Source organism: Paenibacillus sp. N119s (genome assembly GCF_059447605.1).
Genome location: NZ_JCAJRU010000020.1, coordinates 15,411 through 33,013, shown reverse-complemented (window position 1 = coordinate 33,013; position 17,603 = coordinate 15,411). Strand labels below are relative to the sequence as shown.

Annotated in this window: 19 protein-coding genes and 2 pseudogenes; 18 read left to right on the top strand and 3 right to left on the bottom strand. The window is 45.2% G+C overall.

Annotated elements, in window-relative coordinates; translation table 11 throughout:
- The 4 genes from AC5V8P_RS04745 to mnhG all read left to right on the top strand — a co-directional run.
- A partial coding sequence (locus tag AC5V8P_RS04745; RefSeq protein ID WP_495473565.1) for a Na+/H+ antiporter subunit D occupies positions 1 to 1,399 on the top strand: 1,399 nt, incomplete at its 5' end.
- Positions 1,400 to 1,405: 6 nt separating this feature from the next.
- Entirely contained in the window at positions 1,406 to 1,882 is a 477-nt protein-coding gene (locus AC5V8P_RS04740; protein WP_063208629.1) for a Na+/H+ antiporter subunit E, read from the top strand.
- Complete coding sequence (locus AC5V8P_RS04735) at positions 1,882 to 2,175, top strand: Na(+)/H(+) antiporter subunit F1 (RefSeq protein WP_040103739.1); 294 nt, start codon at positions 1,882 to 1,884, stop codon at positions 2,173 to 2,175. Before AC5V8P_RS04740 ends, AC5V8P_RS04735 begins: the two co-directional genes overlap by 1 nt.
- Positions 2,159 to 2,521, top strand: a complete 363-nt coding sequence (mnhG, locus tag AC5V8P_RS04730) for a monovalent cation/H(+) antiporter subunit G (RefSeq protein ID WP_063208627.1) — start codon at positions 2,159 to 2,161, stop codon at positions 2,519 to 2,521. Before AC5V8P_RS04735 ends, mnhG begins: the two co-directional genes overlap by 17 nt.
- A 554-nt stretch (positions 2,522 to 3,075) precedes the next feature.
- Here the strand turns inward: mnhG and AC5V8P_RS04725 are convergent.
- On the bottom strand, positions 3,076 to 3,651 hold the full coding sequence (locus AC5V8P_RS04725; RefSeq protein WP_155762578.1) for a multidrug resistance efflux transporter family protein: 576 nt from the start codon (positions 3,649 to 3,651) through the stop codon (positions 3,076 to 3,078).
- Positions 3,652 to 3,901: 250 nt separating this feature from the next.
- Between AC5V8P_RS04725 and AC5V8P_RS04720 the strand changes: the two genes are divergently transcribed.
- Complete coding sequence (locus AC5V8P_RS04720) at positions 3,902 to 5,098, top strand: GTP-binding protein (RefSeq protein WP_064797933.1); 1,197 nt, start codon at positions 3,902 to 3,904, stop codon at positions 5,096 to 5,098.
- On the opposite strand, the gene AC5V8P_RS04715 is transcribed toward AC5V8P_RS04720, so the two are convergent.
- Entirely contained in the window at positions 5,095 to 5,961 is an 867-nt protein-coding gene (locus AC5V8P_RS04715) for a LysR family transcriptional regulator (RefSeq protein ID WP_063213188.1), read from the bottom strand. The two genes, AC5V8P_RS04720 and AC5V8P_RS04715, sit on opposite strands and share 4 nt — an antisense overlap.
- Before the next feature lie 131 nt (positions 5,962 to 6,092).
- On the opposite strand from AC5V8P_RS04715, the gene AC5V8P_RS04710 reads away from it, so the two are divergent.
- From AC5V8P_RS04710 to AC5V8P_RS04690, 5 genes are all read left to right on the top strand, one after another.
- Entirely contained in the window at positions 6,093 to 6,422 is a 330-nt protein-coding gene (locus tag AC5V8P_RS04710; protein WP_063213187.1) for an antibiotic biosynthesis monooxygenase family protein, read from the top strand.
- Positions 6,423 to 6,502: 80 nt separating this feature from the next.
- Positions 6,503 to 7,522, top strand: a complete 1,020-nt coding sequence (locus tag AC5V8P_RS04705) for an ATP-binding cassette domain-containing protein (protein WP_064797932.1) — start codon at positions 6,503 to 6,505, stop codon at positions 7,520 to 7,522.
- The gene (locus AC5V8P_RS04700) at positions 7,519 to 8,334 is read left to right on the top strand and encodes an ABC transporter permease (RefSeq protein ID WP_063212388.1); all 816 of its coding nucleotides are present in this window, start codon (positions 7,519 to 7,521) and stop codon (positions 8,332 to 8,334) included. Before AC5V8P_RS04705 ends, AC5V8P_RS04700 begins: the two co-directional genes overlap by 4 nt.
- A 59-nt stretch (positions 8,335 to 8,393) precedes the next feature.
- Complete coding sequence (locus AC5V8P_RS04695) at positions 8,394 to 9,068, top strand: response regulator transcription factor (RefSeq protein WP_063212389.1); 675 nt, start codon at positions 8,394 to 8,396, stop codon at positions 9,066 to 9,068.
- Positions 9,065 to 10,210, top strand: coding sequence for a sensor histidine kinase (locus AC5V8P_RS04690; RefSeq protein ID WP_064797931.1), 1,146 nt, complete (start codon positions 9,065 to 9,067; stop codon positions 10,208 to 10,210). Before AC5V8P_RS04695 ends, AC5V8P_RS04690 begins: the two co-directional genes overlap by 4 nt.
- A gap of 62 nt (positions 10,211 to 10,272) precedes the next feature.
- Here AC5V8P_RS04690 and AC5V8P_RS04685 read toward each other — a convergent pair whose 3' ends face one another.
- Positions 10,273 to 11,142: a DUF421 domain-containing protein gene (locus AC5V8P_RS04685; protein WP_063212391.1), complete on the bottom strand. Its 870-nt coding sequence runs from the start codon at positions 11,140 to 11,142 to the stop codon at positions 10,273 to 10,275.
- A 272-nt stretch (positions 11,143 to 11,414) separates the two neighbouring features.
- Between AC5V8P_RS04685 and AC5V8P_RS04680 the strand changes: the two genes are divergently transcribed.
- The 8 genes and pseudogenes from AC5V8P_RS04680 (at position 11,415) to AC5V8P_RS04645 (ending at position 17,599) form a co-directional block, all read left to right on the top strand.
- Complete coding sequence (locus AC5V8P_RS04680) at positions 11,415 to 11,684, top strand: glutaredoxin family protein (RefSeq protein ID WP_064797930.1); 270 nt, start codon at positions 11,415 to 11,417, stop codon at positions 11,682 to 11,684.
- 76 nt (positions 11,685 to 11,760) lie between these two features.
- Positions 11,761 to 13,101 carry an LLM class flavin-dependent oxidoreductase gene (locus tag AC5V8P_RS04675; RefSeq protein WP_064797929.1) on the top strand — a complete coding sequence of 447 codons (1,341 nt, stop codon included), beginning with the start codon at positions 11,761 to 11,763 and terminating at the stop codon, positions 13,099 to 13,101.
- A gap of 3 nt (positions 13,102 to 13,104) precedes the next feature.
- Positions 13,105 to 13,353: pseudogene (locus AC5V8P_RS04670) on the top strand (NAD(P)H-dependent oxidoreductase); the annotation flags it as partial.
- 107 nt (positions 13,354 to 13,460) lie between these two features.
- Positions 13,461 to 14,351, top strand: a complete 891-nt coding sequence (locus AC5V8P_RS04665) for a LysR family transcriptional regulator (protein WP_064797927.1) — start codon at positions 13,461 to 13,463, stop codon at positions 14,349 to 14,351.
- 85 nt (positions 14,352 to 14,436) lie between these two features.
- Entirely contained in the window at positions 14,437 to 15,288 is an 852-nt protein-coding gene (locus AC5V8P_RS04660; RefSeq protein WP_064797926.1) for a transporter substrate-binding domain-containing protein, read from the top strand.
- Positions 15,289 to 15,364: 76 nt separating this feature from the next.
- Complete coding sequence (locus AC5V8P_RS04655) at positions 15,365 to 16,144, top strand: amino acid ABC transporter permease (protein ID WP_064797925.1); 780 nt, start codon at positions 15,365 to 15,367, stop codon at positions 16,142 to 16,144.
- The gene (locus AC5V8P_RS04650; RefSeq protein ID WP_064797924.1) at positions 16,141 to 16,851 is read left to right on the top strand and encodes an amino acid ABC transporter permease; all 711 of its coding nucleotides are present in this window, start codon (positions 16,141 to 16,143) and stop codon (positions 16,849 to 16,851) included. Before AC5V8P_RS04655 ends, AC5V8P_RS04650 begins: the two co-directional genes overlap by 4 nt.
- Positions 16,848 to 17,599, top strand: a pseudogene (locus AC5V8P_RS04645) (amino acid ABC transporter ATP-binding protein). The gene AC5V8P_RS04650 and the pseudogene AC5V8P_RS04645 overlap by 4 nt, the downstream one beginning before the upstream one ends.
- Positions 17,600 to 17,603: the final 4 nt, after the last annotated feature.

Here is a 17,603-nt window from a genome sequence, read left to right as displayed (position 1 = left end):
TCTGCTTCAGCGGTTCATTAGTACAGTTAGCGCCATTTTGAATATTATGATTGCTCTTGTGCTGATTTACCGCATTCATAGCGGAGGTATACAAACTTTGCAAATGGGGGGATGGGCGCCGCCGTATGGCATTGTGTTCGTGGGGGACATGTTTGCGGCTCTGCTTGTGCTAACTGCTTCAGTGGTAAGCTTGGGTATTCTTATCTACTCCTTCCGTAGTATTGAGGCAGAACGGGAGCGTTTTTATTACTACACCTTTTTTCATTTCTTGCTTGTAGGTGTCTACGGATCTTTTCTTACAGGAGATATGTTCAATTTGTTCGTTTTCTTCGAGGTTATGCTGATTTCCTCCTATGCCTTGATTTCACTGGGGGGAACGAAGCTCCAGCTTCGAGAAACATCCAAATATTTGCTTATTAACATTGTGTCATCCACACTTTTTGTAGCAGCAGTTGCTTATCTATATGCGGCTGCCGGCACCCTGAATATGGCTCATTTGTCTCAACGGATTGCTGAAGCGGGGCAGGGCGGCGTACTCAATGTGATCGCTGTTCTGTTCCTGATTGTGTTCTCATTGAAAGCGGGATTATTTCTCTTTTTCTGGCTGCCGGGTTCTTACAGTGCGCCACCGTCTGCTATAAGGGCCTTGTTCGGTGCGTTACTGACAAAAGTGGGACTGTATGCAATCATTCGGACCTTTACTCTTATTTTTGTGAATGATCCCGGACTCACGCATACGTGGGTCGCTTGGATGGCAGCGGCTACGATGATTCTGGGAGGACTGGGAGCGGTGGCTTATAACGATATTCCTCGTATCTTTAATTACAACGTAATTATCAGTGTAGGCTTTGTGGCTTTCGGTCTGGCTGCAGCGACACCAGATGCATTGAATGGGGCGGTCTTCTATTTGCTCCACGATATGTTGGCAAAAGGATTAATGTTTGTTCTTGGGGGCATCATTATCACTGCAGCGGGAACGGATCAATTAAAAGATATGGGGGGCCTTATCAAACGATATCCTTTAATCGGCTGGATGTTCTTTACACTCGCCCTTGCACTTGTAGGTATTCCGCCGCTTAGCGGTTTTGCCGGTAAAGTGTTGATCACTCGGGGCGGATTGGATGCTGGAATGCTGACATTATCCTTGATTGGGCTAGGATCAAGTTTCCTTGTGTTGTACTCGCTGATCAAAGTATTCAGGCTTGCATTTTGGGGGAATGAACCCGAAGGCAACTTGCCGAAGGTAAAGCTAAAAAGTGTGAGTACTGTTGCAGCCGGTTTGCTCGTCCTGGTTATATTGATGGGCATCAGGGCGGATTGGGTCTATTCCTATGTTGCACAAGCCGGTGATGTGCTGGCTCATCCCGCGCTATACATCGAAGCTGTAATAAAGGAGTAGATGAAGATGGTCTTTCAAATATTATTAAATCTGATGATTGCATTGCTGTGGATGCTGCTTAACAACGACTGGTCAGGGTCGCGGTTCACCATGGGCATTCTGTTAGGGATAGCCATCTTGCTTGTTTTGCGTAAGTTCCGTCCAGAACCTTTCTACTTGAAGCGCATATGGGCCATCCTGAAGCTGCTACTTCTGTTTATGCGGGAGCTGATCGTTTCTAGTTTTGCGGTTATCCATCATATTCTCCGCCCGAAGCTGACGATCCGCCCTGGCATTTTTGCCTATGAGACTGCTTTAAAATCAGATTGGGAGGTCACTATTTTATCGTGCCTCATTTGTCTGACACCAGGAACGCTCACTCTGGAAGTATCCGGAGAAGGTCAAATGCTGTATATTCATGCCATGGACATACAGGACGCGACACTGCTTTCTGAGCAAATTAGAGGGACCTTTGAAAAAGCGATCATGGAGGTGACACAGTGATAGTTCCGGCACTTATGACTGCATCACTGGCTATTCTCTCCTTAGCCATATTAGGTTGCTTGTACCGTTTGATTAAAGGACCAACCCGTCCAGATAGGGTGGCCGCGCTGGACACGATAGGTATAAATCTGCTAGCTATGATTGCTGTGATTTGTATGCAACTGAGGACACAAGATTTTATTGAAATTGTTCTTGTTATAGGAATCCTGACATTTATAGGAACAACGGCGTTGGCGAGATATATAGAAAGAGATGCCGTCATAGACACTGGGGGTGATGAACTTGATCGGTGAGTTGTTTGCTGCAATCCTTGTTTTGTTCGGCGCTCTGTTCTGTGGATTGAGCGCATTTGGGTTGATTCGACTACCAGATGTTTATTTACGTTCTCACGCCGCAACCAAAAGTGCAACGCTTGGTGTGCTTTGCGTATTAACAGGAGCCTTTCTTTATTTTTTGTTTTATGTAGAAGTGGTCAGCATCAAATTACTGCTTGCCATTGTGTTTGTCTTTATCACTTCTCCCGTAGCCGGGCATCTAAATGGAAGAGCTGCCTACCGTTCAGGAGTCCCTTTATGGGAGAACAGTGTTCAGGATGATCTAGCGTCGGTATTGGAACAAAATACATCTTCAAAACCATAGTGCAGGATTTGGTCATGTCTGTCTGGATTGATGCTAAATGTGGAGGGATCATGTGCACAATATCATTTCCGTCCAGCCGTATTACAAGGTGGAAAGAATCGTAACTCCGTTAAAACAGGAAACAGTTATCCATCGGCGAGTTTTACATTTGTATACAACTAAAATTATATCAGCGTACCGGGAATTTACTCTCAAAGAGGTATATGATATATCGTTTAAAAGTATCGGGAAGGATTATGGTGTTCTTTATTTGCATACGAAACAAGGTGTATTCCCTTATAATGTAGAATCAGATCCAAAAGACTTTATGATAGAATTCAAAAAAATTGTAGAGAAATAATTGTTCAATTCAAAAGATTTAAAAAGACCGTATCTATTTTTTGCGGTCTTTTTCTAGTGCCTGTAGTTCCCCCTAAAGCTTTTTAGCATGTGTAACATGCTGTGTAAACCCATGCCCAGAATGACGATGTACATTCTCATTCATGACCAAGCAGACGGGATAGGAACGATAAAAAGAACAATTCCCCCATGAGTGCAAAAAGCACTTCCAACGATTATGTTGCTTCTACTGTGGCCAGCTTTGCATATTTGCACGTACCTGATTTGTAGCTTTGCAAAAATAAGACAGTAGCAATTACCCCTGAGAATACGGCCACAGAGCAGACTGTATGGACTGATTCTTCTTGGCATTCCTGCGCTGAACATCTCATATAACGAAAGCAATAACCAAAAAAACAAGCTGCTAAAGTCATTCCGACCACACGTTGGTAGCCATCTAACCGTCCCGCACAGACTTCCATCATTTTGCTATTACCTAATGGATAGGCAATAGAGACCAGTATTACAGGCAATATACCGAATAAAAAATCTTGAGTAGAAATAGATTGCGACTGTTTGACCTGCATCACAATAATTCCGATTAAAATAACAAGAGACATGAACAGTTCTTGGACGAGGATTTTTCCTCGTACTTTGACAGGGCCATTTTCCGTTTGGACAATCTTGTTAAATAAAGGGACAAGCAATGAACCGGAAATAATGGTTATTTGCCAGGTCCTCGCGACAAACCAACTCGGTGAATATGCCGACGCGAAGCATAACGTAGCATAAAATAAGAGAAGCAGCACCATAGACCGATTGAGAACGATGTAAAAGCAAAAAAGAATGCCGCTAACACACCTAACCAGATTGAGCGCACCGCATTCTCCTAATTCTTGAAGGATCGTTATTTCTCATATTAATAACTTTAGATCATTGACTTCAAGAGTTTCTTTACAGTTGACAAGGTAATAGGAATACTGTATATTTCTGAATACTGATTTAATAGTAATTATTACGATTAATGATTGGTAAGCCAATATTAAGGAGAGTGCACCAGCAATGAATAAGAAACCAATCCCAGTAACCGTGTTAAGTGGATATTTGGGTGCAGGAAAAACGACGATCTTGAATCATGTATTAAACAATCGAGACAAAATGAAAGTAGCAGTTATCGTCAATGATATGAGTGAAGTGAATATAGATGCCGAACTGGTTAAAAAAGAGGGCGGCTTGTCCAGAATAGAAGAAAAACTGGTCGAGTTGTCTAATGGCTGTATTTGTTGCACATTGCGCGAAGATTTATTGCTTGAGGTCAAGAAGCTAGCGGAACAAGGCGAGTTTGATTATATATTAATCGAATCTACAGGCATCAGTGAACCCGTACCCATTGCTCAAACCTTTACATACGCCGATGAAGGAACCGGCATTGATCTCGCTTCGCTGGCAAAACTGGATTGTTTGGTGACTGTAGTCGATGCAAACCGTTTCTGGCATGACTTCGAATCAGGAGAAACGCTGCTGGATCGCAAGCAGGCTACTGATGAAGATGACACACGTGATATCTCGGACTTGTTGATTGACCAGATTGAAACTTGTGATGTGTTGATTCTGAATAAATGCGATCTGGTTCAGCCCGCAGAGCTGGACAAGCTGGAGGGTGTGCTGCGGAGATTGCAGCCTGAAGCCCGAATCATTCGCACTTCCAAGGGGAAGGTCGCACCTTCGGACATTTTAAATACAGGGCTGTTCAATTTTGACAAAGCTAGTCAATCCGCTGGCTGGATTCGCGAGCTGGAGCTGGAAAGCCACACACCCGAGACGGACGAATATGGAATCGACTCCTTTGTTTATCGCCGAAGAAGACCGTTTCATCCGGCAAGATTGGCAGCATTTATGAGTTACTGGCCAGAGGAAGTCGTTCGTGCCAAAGGGTTGGTCTGGATCGCAGCCCCGCAGGATTGGGCAGCGAGTATCAGCCAGGCAGGACCGTCTATTCAATTTGGTCCAGCGGGAAGCTGGCTTGCGGCGTTGTCAGCAGAAGAACGGCAGGAAATCGTCGCAGCCAACCCCGAGGTTTTGAATCATTGGGATGAGCAATGGGGAGATCGCATGAACGAATTTGTAATGATCGGTATCGGAATGAATCGGCTGAACCTGGAAGAAGAGCTAAATGAATGTCTGCTGAACGATCGTGAAATGGATATGGACTGGTCCAGCTTTGAGAATCCGCTGCCTTGGCCAACAGGAAGAACCTAATTGATCCATTCAATAATAAAGTCCATACACTTCTTGGCGGCTGGAGCCATGTTCTTTAAAGAGGTCGTAGCAATACCAACGGCACGGAAATATGGCCCATCCAAAGGCCGAATACAAATTTCATAAGGGTTTTGAACTAACATCATTTCCGGCAGGATACTTACGCCAAGACCATTTTGTACCATAGCCATAATGGCATGATCATCTTCTAATTCATATTTGATTTTCGGAACAAGGTTGTGCTGGGAAAAAATGCTCCGTACATCTGTGTCACAGCCTGAAGCAGGCATAATGAAGGATTCATTGCGAAGCTGATCTACACGTATAGTTGCTTGCTCCCGTAGCACATGATTAGATGGAAGCACGCACAGCATCCTTTCTTTTTTTAACGGCAATACTTCCAGTACTTCTAGAGTAGGGAGATTAACGAAGCCAAAATCAGCTTCTCCGCTGGCTATCCAATTCTCAATGTCACGGTAGTTTCCGTCGAGCAATTTCAGTTCAATAAGTGGGAACTTCTCGTTAAACTTTTGGATGATCCCAGGCAACCAATGGATGGATACACTTGAGAATGTACCTATCTTTACAGTTCCGATTTCCAGTCCTTTGATTAGAGCGACCTCTTGATAAAGTCTTTCATTCATTTGTATGATTTCTTTGAAATGCTTCATCAGACGTTCTCCGTTACTGGTCATTTGGATACCTGAGCGTCCTCTAATCAAAAGAGTTAGGCCCAATTCATGTTCCAAAGCAGAAACCGCATGGCTAATAGCGGATTGTGTAAGATTGAGAAGTTCTCCCGCTTTGGTAAAGCTTCCTGCTTCTATTACGCTAAGAAAGACCTTATATTTAAACAAATTCATGTATCCTCCAATATAGAATGAAATATATTCATACATAGTATCATATATATTCATTTTTTTTATCTCAGTTAAGTGGTTATAATCGAACTTGAGAAAAATACTGATTAACCATTCATTTCTGGGAGGTACCTATGAGTTCAATTGCAAAAACACCACATCCCCCTTATTATGCAGCTATTTTCACTTCTGAACGTACGGAAGGGGATGGCGGATACGGAGAGATGGGGGACAAAATGGTGGAACTGGCTGCCAAGCAGCCTGGCTTTTTAGGTGTGGAAAGTGTTCGTGACCAAAATGGAGTAGGTATCACCGTGTCTTATTGGGAGTCCTTGGACGCTATAAAACATTGGAAGCATAACGAGCTGCACAAGGTAGCACAGGAAAAAGGGAAATCCGAGTGGTATAAAGCATTCGGTTTAAGAGTGTGCAAGGTAGAACGAGATTATTTTTTTACAGTGTAAATTATTAAGTAAATGGTCCTGTTCATATTCAGTTCATAAAAGTGGATTATTCTCTCTATAGAAATCGTTGTAGGGAGGAAATGAAAGTGGATTATACAGACAAAAAAGAAACCCTGGCCATTGAAGCAAGGGGGCTTGTTAAAACTTTTGGTGATAAGTATGCGGTACATGGTGTCGATCTGAATGTGCGTGCTGGCACGATCTATGGAGTGCTTGGTCCCAATGGGGCAGGTAAGACGACGACCATCCGAATGTTGTCAACGTTATTGCGGCCTGATGGGGGATCGGCGCGCATTTTTGGACACGATGCAGTAAAGGAACCGCAGGTTGTTCGTCAATTAATTGGCGTAACCGGTCAGTACGCATCAGTCGATGAGTCGCTTAGTGGTACCGAGAACCTAATTATTTTCTCCAGGCTGCTCGGACTGGGACGTGCCGAGGCACGTGACAAGGCAGCGGAGTTACTAGAGGAATTCGGCTTGTCTGAAGCAGCCAAGCGACCGTTAAAGCATTTCTCCGGAGGCATGCGCCGCCGACTGGATTTGGCCGCAAGTCTTATTGCCAAGCCGCCATTAATCTTTCTGGATGAGCCGACTACCGGACTGGACCCGCGCACGCGTGTTCAGATGTGGGACACGATCCGGTGTCTGGTCAAGTCGGGTTCCACCGTATTGCTTACGACCCAGTATCTAGATGAGGCGGATCAGCTTGCTGACCGAATCGCGGTGATTGACCATGGGCGAGTAGTCGCTGAAGGAACGGTAGATGAACTGAAAGCGGCTGTGGGGGCGTCAACTCTACAACTCAGAGTGCAAAATCAACAGGATATCGAGCGAGCTGTTCGAATTATAGAACAAGTGCTTTCAGTCAAGTCCAGCGTGTCGGTAGAGGCTGGAAAAATTATTTCTCCGATGGCTAATGCCGATCGGGTGACAGACCTGCTGATTGCTCTCCGTACCGGAGAAATTCAGCTGGCAGAGATGAGTGTGCAAAAGCCAACGCTTGACGAGGTCTTCCTGTCCATCACTGGCCAAGGCGTACAAGTAAATGAGCAGCAGACGGCCGATGAAGCACCTGCCGTAGAGGGGGTGAGAGCATGAAGAACGCTACTGCTATGACAGCTTCTGATCGCACATTGAAAAAGTCTGTGAGTTTCAAACAGGCGTTCGCCAACTCTATGACGATGGCTTACCGGGGCATTCTGAAGATCAGGCATACTCCTGAGCAGTTGTTTGATGTCACGCTCCAGCCGATTATTTTTACTCTTATGTTTACCTATATCTTTGGCGGGGCTATCTCAGGAGATGTACAGCATTATCTGCCGGTCATCATTCCAGGCATCCTCGTACAAACTGTCATCTCGACCTCTGTCGTGACCGGTGTGCAACTGCGTGAGGATATGGACAAGGGAGTGTTCGACAGGTTTAAGTCACTCCCGATCGCACGTATTGCCCCTTTGGCTGGAGCTCTGCTGGCCGACAGTCTACGCTATACTATTGCGACTGTACTTACCTTTGCTATGGGATACATTTTGGGATATCAACCAGGGGGAGGTTTGCTGAGTGTTGCGATCGCAGCACTTCTGGTCATCGTGTGTTCCTGGGCAGTTAGCTGGATATTTGCCTTCTTTGGCGTGATTGCTCGCACGGCTTCAAGTGTACAAGGTATTTCCATGATTGTTCTGTTTCCGCTTACCTTTATTTCCAACGCATTTGTACCTGTGGACACCATGCCGGGCTGGTTGCAGTGGTTTGTGAATATCAACCCGATTACACATCTTGTGAACGCGGTTAGAGAGCTTGCGAATACGGGAATCATAGGCAGGGAACTGGCAATCTCCCTGCTTGGGGCTGCAGTGATTGTGGCGATCTTCGCACCGCTTACGGTGCGTGCTTATATGCGTAAAGCATAGGAGGGCGACCTCTTGACGAGGATGAGAAGAGTTAGCTTGTAGTTATTAGGGGGTTAAAAATGACACGTGTATTGGTCGTTGATGATGACCCGCATATTCGTGAACTGGTCAGACACTTTCTGAGACTGGAAGGTCTGGAGGTCGTCGAGGCGGTGGATGGTTTGGACGCGATGCGCTTGTTTGATGAAACAAAGGTCGATTTGCTTGTTCTCGATATCATGATGCCAGGAATGGATGGCTGGGAGCTGTGCCGTAAGCTGCGTGAGCAGACCGACCTGCCGCTGCTGATGCTTACAGCCAAAGGCGAGACGTCACAGATTGTAAAAGGCTTTGCGCTCGGAACGGACGACTATCTTGTTAAGCCCTTCGATCCTCTGGTGCTTGTTGCACGCGTAAAGGCTTTACTAAAACGCTATCGGATCATGGCTTCAAATTCGGTGACTGTCGGCGAGCTTGTCCTGCGCAGTGATACATTTGAGTGTCGGGCTGGAGAGCAGGAAATTACCCTGCCACGCAAGGAATTTGAGCTGCTCTTCAAGCTGGCCAGCTATCCTGGCAAAACCTTTACCCGCGACCATCTGATTGAGCAGATCTGGGGCTATGATTACGAGGGAGACGAAAGAACGGTTGATGTCCATATCAAGCGCCTTCGGGAACGATTTCCGGAGGCAGCCCATTCCTTTGCGATCCGTACGATCCGGGGATTGGGGTATCGGCTGGAGGTAAGGCAATGAAGCGGGAACCGGGATTCCTCCGTATCCTGGCAAGATTCATGCTCGTGTTATTGGTGCTGTATCTTAGCTGGACTGCTGCGTACTTTATTACAGCAGCGATCTATTCACGCATGTCATGGACACCGCATGAATTGTTCGTCTATCTTGTTGATGCGACACTTGGCTCTTTCTTCTTCGGTATAATCAGTATGACTGTAAAACGCTTTATCCAGCCTAGAGAACAGCATTTTTTTACTGAAATGATCGATGCTTTAAAACGGATTTCAGAAGGGGATTTTCACATCAATCTGGGTTGGAACTTTGGCAGGAGAAACGGAAACCATGATAGGACACATCCTTATGTACAACTGGTGGACAGCATTAATGATATGGCGGCAAATCTGAAGGCCATGGAAGAACTGCGGGAGGCGTTTATTTCAAATGTATCCCATGAAATAGGTTCGCCCCTGACCTCGATCATTGGTTTTGCGAAGGCGCTCAAGGACGATAATCTGGATCGGGAGCAGCGGGACCGATATTTGACGATTATTGAGACAGAGTGTATTCGTCTGTCCAAACTAAGCGATAATCTGATGAAGCTGGCGGTGCTGGATTCGGAGAGGCATCCGTTTCATCCGTCCTCTTATCGGCTGGACAAGCAACTGATATCGCTTATCCTTGCCTGCGAACCGCAATGGGAGGCTAAACAAATTGACATGATTGTGGACACCGATATCGTTGAGATCAACGCGGACGAGGACCTAATGGGCCAGGTGTGGGTGAATCTCCTTCACAATGCCATTAAATTCACCCCACAGGGTGGAAGCATATCTGTTTCTCTTTCAACTAACAGTGATCAGGCAGTTGTCTGCATTACTGATACAGGGCCGGGTATCGACGAACAGGATCAGCAGCGTATTTTCGAACGATTTTATAAAGCAGACAAGTCACGGAACCGAACCGCAGGAGGCAGCGGCTTGGGACTTTCCATCGCTCATAAAATAACAGAGATGCATAGCGGCTCTATCTCTGTGTCCAGCAAGGTGGGAGAAGGAACGGCGTTTACCGTATTGCTGCCACTGCAAGAGGAAGCAATAAAGGGGAACAGCAATCATGAAATGAGCGGCTCTGTCATCAAAAAAGGAGCGTCTTACAAGCCATAAACGGCTGGCAGGACGCTCCTTTTAGTTCACATGAATTTGTCTTACGGGCTATACTTATGTGGTCAGGAATTGGATGTATTTACCGGTTCCATCTCTTGTATAGCTTCCTTCAAGCTTTGAGAGCAATGTTCATATAGCTGTTTTTTTTGCTGCTCACTGGAACCCGTTGCGAGCTTTTGCAGTTCTGTAGTGCATTGCTGCAATAGAGTCAGTAAAGCTTGATTAGAGTCTTGTACCTTGGATTGTTGTACATTATCGCTATATTGGTCAATATATAGTTCTCCTTGTGTGTCCACCTGAGCAAAAAACACATCTTTGACCGTTAGACTCTTTTCCTTTAGCTTGGCATCCAGCCATTGCTGAGTAAGCCCCATATATGCCATTTGCTGCTCCATGAGTTGTCCATCCATTATGACTACTGTGGGTTCCTTCTCCGGTAATTGCAGCATATTCAGATCCTTAAGCGTCACAGGCTGCTTGTCTTTGGTTAACAGCACATTGACTTCACCACTAGTTTCCATGAGGGCAAATTCTACGTCAGATACTTTAAATACATTCTTGCTTCGAAGCTGCTCCATGAGTTCATCCAGGGTGAGCCGTTCTTTTCTCAGATTATCCTCTAAAATTTTGCCGTCTTTGATTAGGATTGTTGTTCTTCCATCTGATATATCTCTGATTTTCTTGCTTTTAATTTGCAAATATTCAATGCCAAGTGTTGTCAGTACCCATACTGACAAGGCTATAAGGCCAAGATACCAAGTGGCTTCACGCTCCATAGGAATGGTAGCGGCCAGGTTACCTATCGTAATTCCTGTTATATATTCGAACAAGGAAAGCTGGGATACCTGACGTTTTCCGAGAATTTTGGTGATTAAAAATAATATAGCGACAGCCATTAATGTGCGTATAGCAACCTCTGCCCAATCCTGCATTTGCTCAACCTCATTTCATTCCGCCGCAAGGGCGCTACTAGTTCAAGGATATCCGCGTCAAGGTCAATTTAAACTCCAATTCCCCTAAATTTTTAGTAACCACGTTGCCAATAAGCGATGAAAAACAATCTATCATTAAAATTTTCTATTGATGAATTATCCTTATCTATTGCACAAGCGATTGACGGAAAGGAGGGGGAAGGATACATTATACATATAATTCTCATTTGATTTATCGGGATTATAAACATTAAACTCACGGAGGTATGTATATGTCGTCCAAACCTAAAGTTGTAGTGTGGAGTAAAACCGGTTGTCATTTTTGTGGTGAGATCAAATCGTACTTGGAATCCCAAAATCAGCCGTATGAAAATATTCAGGTGGACGGGAATGATGCACTGCGTGATGTGTTAGAGACCAAATATGGTATTCGTTACGTTCCTGTCGTAGAGATCGGTGGAGATAACAAATATGAAGCACTCTTTAACCCGGATCTGGAAAAGTTGGGTAAAGTGCTGGAAAGCTATAATCAAGCGGTATAAAACATTAGGAAAAGATTAGTGCGAAAACATCATTAGCCGTAGAATAACAATTATTATCAGGAAAGGTGGAGAAGGCATGACTAAGAAGAGACAAATTAAATTGGGTGCAATTATTCACGGTGTGGGGGGGAGCATGACGACTTGGCGTCATCCTGATGTACCTGCGGATGCCAGTGTTAACTTTGAATTTTATAAAACGCAGGCGCAAAAGGCAGAGGAAGGAAAGTTTGATCTCGTATTTATCGCAGACGGTCTGTTTATTAACGAAAAATCGATTCCTCACTTTTTAAACCGTTTTGAACCCATTACGATTTTGTCTGCTTTAGCTGGGGTGACAAAGCAGATCGGACTGGTCGGCACATTGTCGACTTCCTATAGCGAACCGTTCACAGTAGCACGCCAGTTTTCTTCCATTGATCATATTAGTGGAGGCCGTGCAGGCTGGAATGTGGTGACTTCCCCGCTGGAAGGCTCTGCTCTCAACTTTAACAAAGGGGAGCATCCATCGCATCCACAGCGCTATAAAATTGCCGACGAGTATTTGCAGGTCACCAAAGGACTGTGGGACTCATGGGAAGAGGATGCGTTCGTTCGTGATAAAGAAACCGGCGTATTCTTTGATCCTGAAAAGCTGCATACGCTAAACCACAAAGGTGAGTTTTTCTCTGTGCAGGGACCGCTGAATATTGGACGATCCAAGCAGGGACAGCCGGTTATTTTCCAGGCAGGTTCCTCAGAAGATGGCAAAAATCTGGCTGCCAAGGAAGCGGATGCTGTATTTACTGGACATGAAACCTTGAAGGAAGCACAGCAGTTTTACCGTGATGTAAAGGAACGTGCGGTGCGCTATGGTAGATCGGAAGAGGATATTGTCATTTTGCCGGGCATTTCGCCGATTATTGGCAGCACGCCAGAGGAAGCTGAACGCAAGTATGAGGAGATTACCAATCTAGTGACGATCGAAGCTGCGTTAAAATATTTGGGACGTTTCTTTGATCATCACGATTTCTCACAATATCCGCTGGATGAGCCATTCCCTGAGCTTGATGGTATAGGTAGTAATTCATTCCGCAGCGGTACAGATAAAATCAAACGAACAGCCAAAGAGCAGAATTTGACCTTGCGTGAGGTTGCATTGCATTCAGCAACGCCGAGGACCTCTTTTATTGGAACTGCGGAGCAGGTGGCCGATCGAGTGCAAGAGTGGTTTGAAGGAAAAGGTGCAGACGGATTCATTATCGGTTCCGATGTGCCAACGGGTCTGCATGATTTCGTAAATCTGGTTGTGCCTATTTTGCAGGAGCGCGGTATTTACCGTCAGGATTATGAATTTAGTACCCTGCGTGAAAACCTGGGCGTACCTATTCCAGAGAACCGCTATACAGCAGCCAGATCCAAAATAAAGGTTGACGCATAACAGAAGGAGGGACTGAGAGGGAAACCTGTCTTGCCTTTATTTATTGGCGGTACACTGGCCCATCTGTTGGTCATTGACTATGCCCTAAAGCCGGTTCTGAGCGCACTGGGGGGAAGACATATTCTTGGAGGTGTGTATGCAGTAGACCAATGGGTCGAACGCCTGCCGGGTGAAGCATATGGATTGTCCGAAGAGTTGGTTGCACGATTAGAACGTTCGGTTAAAGAGCTAAATGAGTTATTGAAGTTATAAATATTTTCAATATTTCCATTGACAGGTCGTTCAGTGAGTTTTATGATACAAAAAACCAAGTTAACTCATTGGATAAATGTATATAAAACTTACTGGGGGACTTGCGTATGAATATCGAGAATATGGAAGCTTTTGTATACGTGAATCACTATGGAAGTTTTAACAAGGCAGCAGAAGCGTTGTTCTTATCACAACCCTCTGTCACAGCCCGGATTCAGACGCTGGAACGCGAGCTTGAGTGCAAGTTATTCGACCGCCAAAGCAAACAAACGATTCTGACCGAGGATGGACGGAAGTTCCTTCCTTATGCGGAGCAGATGCTTCAAGTGCTGCAAAAAGGGAAGCAAAAGCTTCAACAGCGCAAGAAAGCCCCTCAGCAAATTCGAATTGGCTGCACGATATCGGTGTCGAACTATATCATTCCTGAAATATTAAAGCAGCTTCGTGCTCGTTATCCGGAGGTCAACTACAAAATTGTGACCGCTACGACGGATCAACTGCTACAGAAGCTGTTGAACCGTGAGGTAGATATTAGTTTTGTCCGTAAAGTGATGCATCCGGCTATTCGTACGCTTGCCTTTTATGAAGATCCGATTTCCCTGTATGTATATGACGGTCATCCGTTTATGAAGACAGGAAAGGCCAGCATACAGGATATCCAGCGTGAAACACTGGTATTCTTTGAATGCGGGTCATTAGATTGGATGAGGATTCATCGATCTTTTGAGTCACTGGAGCAGCCACCAGACATTGCTTTTCAGGTAGACAATGTGGTCACGGCCAAAAAGCTGGTATTGCAAGAGGCGGGTATTGCCTTTTTACCGGATGTCTGTGTGAACCGTGAAGTGAAGGATCAGAAACTGTTCCGTATTCATGTTCCGGAGGTGGCTGGAGTATCTATGCAGATTAGCATAATCGCGACCAAGGAAGACTGCGCAGTGACCTCCGATTTTGCAGATGCACTGACAGAAGGCTTCCGGGGAGCTGTTATGTTATAGAAAAAATCTTTATAAAATTTAAAATGTTATAGCTACCATGTATGTCGCAAACTGCTGATATGCAAAGAGATAAGGGGGAATTTACATGAAAAAGTGGTTTGCAATATTGTCTGTGATGGCAATCATTCTGGTGTTGGCAGGTTGCGGCTCCTCAGATGACACGTCTAGTGCGTCAGGTTCAAGCGGAGATGTGAAGAAAATTATTGTAGGCACAGGCACTCAATTTAAAAATGTATGCTTTATTGACGAAAACGGAAATTTAACAGGCTTTGATGTGGAGCTGATTAAGGAGCTGGACAAGCGCCTACCTCAATATGAGTTTGAATTCAAAACGATGGATTTTGGAAATTTGCTGCTCAGTCTCGATGCCGGCAAGATTGATATGGTATCGCATCAAATGGAAAAAAACCCGGAACGCGAAGCCAAGTATCTGTTCAACAAAAATCCATATAGTATTTTTCTGAACAGAGTGGCTGTAGCGAAGGATAATAATAGCATTCATTCCATTGATGATTTGAAAGGGAAAAAGGTACTCACCAGTCCAACCAGTAATGCAGCGTATGTGCTGAAAGAGTATAACAAAACCCACGGAAATGCTCTAAATATCGTGTACACGAGTGGCGCAGCTAATGATACGGTGCAACAAATTACGAGCGGCCGTATAGATGCGACCATAACGACGGACTTTGCGAACCGTTTTAACACCGATGAAAAAGGAGAAGTAGCTCTGAAAACCGTGGGTGATCCTTTGACTCAATCGGATGTACTGTATGTTCTGAACAAAAATGAGCAAGGATTGGCGGATGATCTGGACAAAGCCATTCAGGAAGTGAAGGACGACGGCACACTGTCGAAGCTGAGCATTAAATGGCTTGGAGAGGATTTCACGAAGTCTTTAGAGGATGTGAAAAAAGAGAGCTCCAGCAGTAAGAAGTAAGGATAGACTTGGACATTTCAGCGGTCAGGGTACTTCATGTATTCTGACCGCTGATGTATAGAAAGGAGGCAGGCAGATGAGCAGAGAGTTCAATATTGACTATGTTTTTAGCTTTATCCCGAAAATGCTGTCCTATTTGCACATCACTTTGTTTATTGTGGCAAGCTCGCTTGTGTTGGGACTGATCATTGGTCTGTTGGTTGCGCTGCCTCGTATGTATAACATTCCATTTTTCAAACGTGTTTCTCAGGTGTATGTTTCCTTTTTCCGTGGAACCCCTATTTTAATTCAATTGTTTCTGGTGTATTACGGCCTGCCAGAGCTACTAAAGCTGGTGGATATCAATTCCTCCAGATGGGATGTGCTGTGGTTTGCCATAGCGACCTATGCGCTCAATAATGGAGCCTTTATTTCCGAAATTGTCAGGTCTGGTGTAGGAGCTGTAGATCGGGGACAAATCGAGGCTGCACAGTCCGTCGGCATGTCAGGCTATCAAACTTTTACACGTATCATCTTGCCGCAAGCGCTGGCTGTAGTGGTTCCGGTATTTTCCAATCTGGTCATTGGCAATCTGAAGGATACATCGCTGGCGTTTACAATCGGTGCGATGGAGATGACAGGAAAATCGCAAACATTAGGTTCGGCTACCCAGCATTTTGTGGAAACGTATATCGCGTTGTCTTTTATCTATCTCGTGATCAGTCTGATTGTACAAAGATTATTCCAGGTGCTGGAAAATGCACTTCTCCGGCATGAGCATAGAGATTTAGTACAGAAGGAACCCGCAAAACGAAAAGGTTTTGTGGTGCGTTACCTGAGAAGCCCTCGTCTGAGTAAAGGAGGTAAAGGCATATGAGTCTGGACTTTGGATTTGTATACACCGCCTTTTTAGGATTGTTCTCTGCGTTGCCCAACACTTTAATCATTACTGTGGTTTCCGTACTGGCTGGGCTGGTCATCGGGATTGTAACGGCGTTGGCACGAATTTACAACGTTCCTGTGTTGTCGCAGATTTCTCACGGTTACGTTACGTTCATCCGAGGTACACCGATGCTGATGCATCTGTTGCTTATTTATTTCAGCTTGCCTTTGTTAATTGATGCAGGAGCGAAGCATTTCGGCTGGTCGCTGCATTCCAAAGATATACCTTACATGGTATTTGCACTCATTTCATTTTCGATTACCAGTGGCGCGTATATGTCTGAGGTGGTTCGTTCCGGAATCCAGTCGGTCAATAAGGGGCAGATTGAGGCGGCTTATGCGGTTGGTATGACGACATGGCAAGTATTGAGACGGATTGTATTTCCGCAGGCCTTCGTGGTGAGTTTGCCGAACCTGACCAATTCTGTTATTGGGATGCTGCATGGTTCCACCTTGGCCTTCACCGTTTCGGTCACAGAAATCCAGGCCCAGGCTGAAATTCTCGCATCTATCAACTGGAAATATTTGGAGGTTTATATTGCAGCAGCACTGTTGTTTTGGGGCTTGACGGTATTGATCGAGCGAATATCCGGCTTGGTGGAGAAAAAAATCAATGTGTTTAATGGAGGTCGAGCATCATGATCCGTCTGCAAAATATTACAAAGTCGTTTGGCAAACATGAAGTGCTCAAAGGCATTGATTTGACGGTGAACAAAGGCGAGGTTGTCGTCATTTTAGGACCCAGCGGTTCAGGAAAAACCACCTTGCTACGCTGCATTAATTATCTGGAAAAGCCGAATGACGGAGAAGTCAGTATCGGAGATTTTACAGTGAACTGCAAGCGGCCTGCGAAAAAGGATGTTTTGGCCTTACGTAAAAAGACGGCTATGGTGTTCCAGCAATATCATTTGTTCAAGCATAAAACCGCGCTGGAAAATGTCATGGAGGGGCTTGTCGTTGTCCGCAAGGTTAAGCAGGAGGAAGCCAAAAAAATCAGTATTGAAATGCTGGAAAAGGTTGGCCTCGGCGAAAAACTGAATCATTATCCGAGCCAGCTATCCGGTGGGCAGCAGCAGCGTGTCGGGATCGCGCGCGCTTTGGCACTGAACCCAGAGGTGATTTTATTCGATGAGCCGACTTCGGCACTGGACCCTGAACTGGTGGGTGAGGTGCTGTCGGTGATCCGCAAGATTGCGAAGGAAGGCATAACCATGATTGTTGTGACACATGAGATGAGCTTTGCGCGCGATGTTTCTAATCATGTGGTATTCATGGATGGCGGCCATATTATCGAGGAAGGCACACCGGACGCTATTTTTAATCATCCCAAAGAAGAGCGTACCCAGCAATTCCTAAAACGAATTACACGGAATATAATTATTCAATTTAGATGG

What these genes read in the sequence shown, in the direction of transcription:
- AC5V8P_RS04725 (WP_155762578.1), bottom strand. Translation starts at nt 3,651, where the DNA reads ATGGTGCTGCTTCTCTTATTTTATGCTACGTTATGCTTCGCGTCGGCA.
- AC5V8P_RS04700 (WP_063212388.1), top strand. Translation starts at nt 7,519, where the DNA reads ATGAAGAACGCTACTGCTATGACAGCTTCTGATCGCACATTGAAAAAG.
- AC5V8P_RS04665 (WP_064797927.1), top strand. Translation starts at nt 13,461, where the DNA reads ATGAATATCGAGAATATGGAAGCTTTTGTATACGTGAATCACTATGGA.
- AC5V8P_RS04705 (WP_064797932.1), top strand. Translation starts at nt 6,503, where the DNA reads ATGAAAGTGGATTATACAGACAAAAAAGAAACCCTGGCCATTGAAGCA.
- AC5V8P_RS04690 (WP_064797931.1), top strand. Translation starts at nt 9,065, where the DNA reads ATGAAGCGGGAACCGGGATTCCTCCGTATCCTGGCAAGATTCATGCTC.
- AC5V8P_RS04675 (WP_064797929.1), top strand. Translation starts at nt 11,761, where the DNA reads ATGACTAAGAAGAGACAAATTAAATTGGGTGCAATTATTCACGGTGTG.
- AC5V8P_RS04685 (WP_063212391.1), bottom strand. Translation starts at nt 11,142, where the DNA reads ATGCAGGATTGGGCAGAGGTTGCTATACGCACATTAATGGCTGTCGCT.
- mnhG (WP_063208627.1), top strand. Translation starts at nt 2,159, where the DNA reads ATGAACTTGATCGGTGAGTTGTTTGCTGCAATCCTTGTTTTGTTCGGC.
- AC5V8P_RS04650 (WP_064797924.1), top strand. Translation starts at nt 16,141, where the DNA reads ATGAGTCTGGACTTTGGATTTGTATACACCGCCTTTTTAGGATTGTTC.
- AC5V8P_RS04710 (WP_063213187.1), top strand. Translation starts at nt 6,093, where the DNA reads ATGAGTTCAATTGCAAAAACACCACATCCCCCTTATTATGCAGCTATT.
- AC5V8P_RS04695 (WP_063212389.1), top strand. Translation starts at nt 8,394, where the DNA reads ATGACACGTGTATTGGTCGTTGATGATGACCCGCATATTCGTGAACTG.
- AC5V8P_RS04680 (WP_064797930.1), top strand. Translation starts at nt 11,415, where the DNA reads ATGTCGTCCAAACCTAAAGTTGTAGTGTGGAGTAAAACCGGTTGTCAT.
- AC5V8P_RS04655 (WP_064797925.1), top strand. Translation starts at nt 15,365, where the DNA reads ATGAGCAGAGAGTTCAATATTGACTATGTTTTTAGCTTTATCCCGAAA.
- AC5V8P_RS04715 (WP_063213188.1), bottom strand. Translation starts at nt 5,961, where the DNA reads ATGAATTTGTTTAAATATAAGGTCTTTCTTAGCGTAATAGAAGCAGGA.
- AC5V8P_RS04740 (WP_063208629.1), top strand. Translation starts at nt 1,406, where the DNA reads ATGGTCTTTCAAATATTATTAAATCTGATGATTGCATTGCTGTGGATG.
- AC5V8P_RS04720 (WP_064797933.1), top strand. Translation starts at nt 3,902, where the DNA reads ATGAATAAGAAACCAATCCCAGTAACCGTGTTAAGTGGATATTTGGGT.
- AC5V8P_RS04660 (WP_064797926.1), top strand. Translation starts at nt 14,437, where the DNA reads ATGAAAAAGTGGTTTGCAATATTGTCTGTGATGGCAATCATTCTGGTG.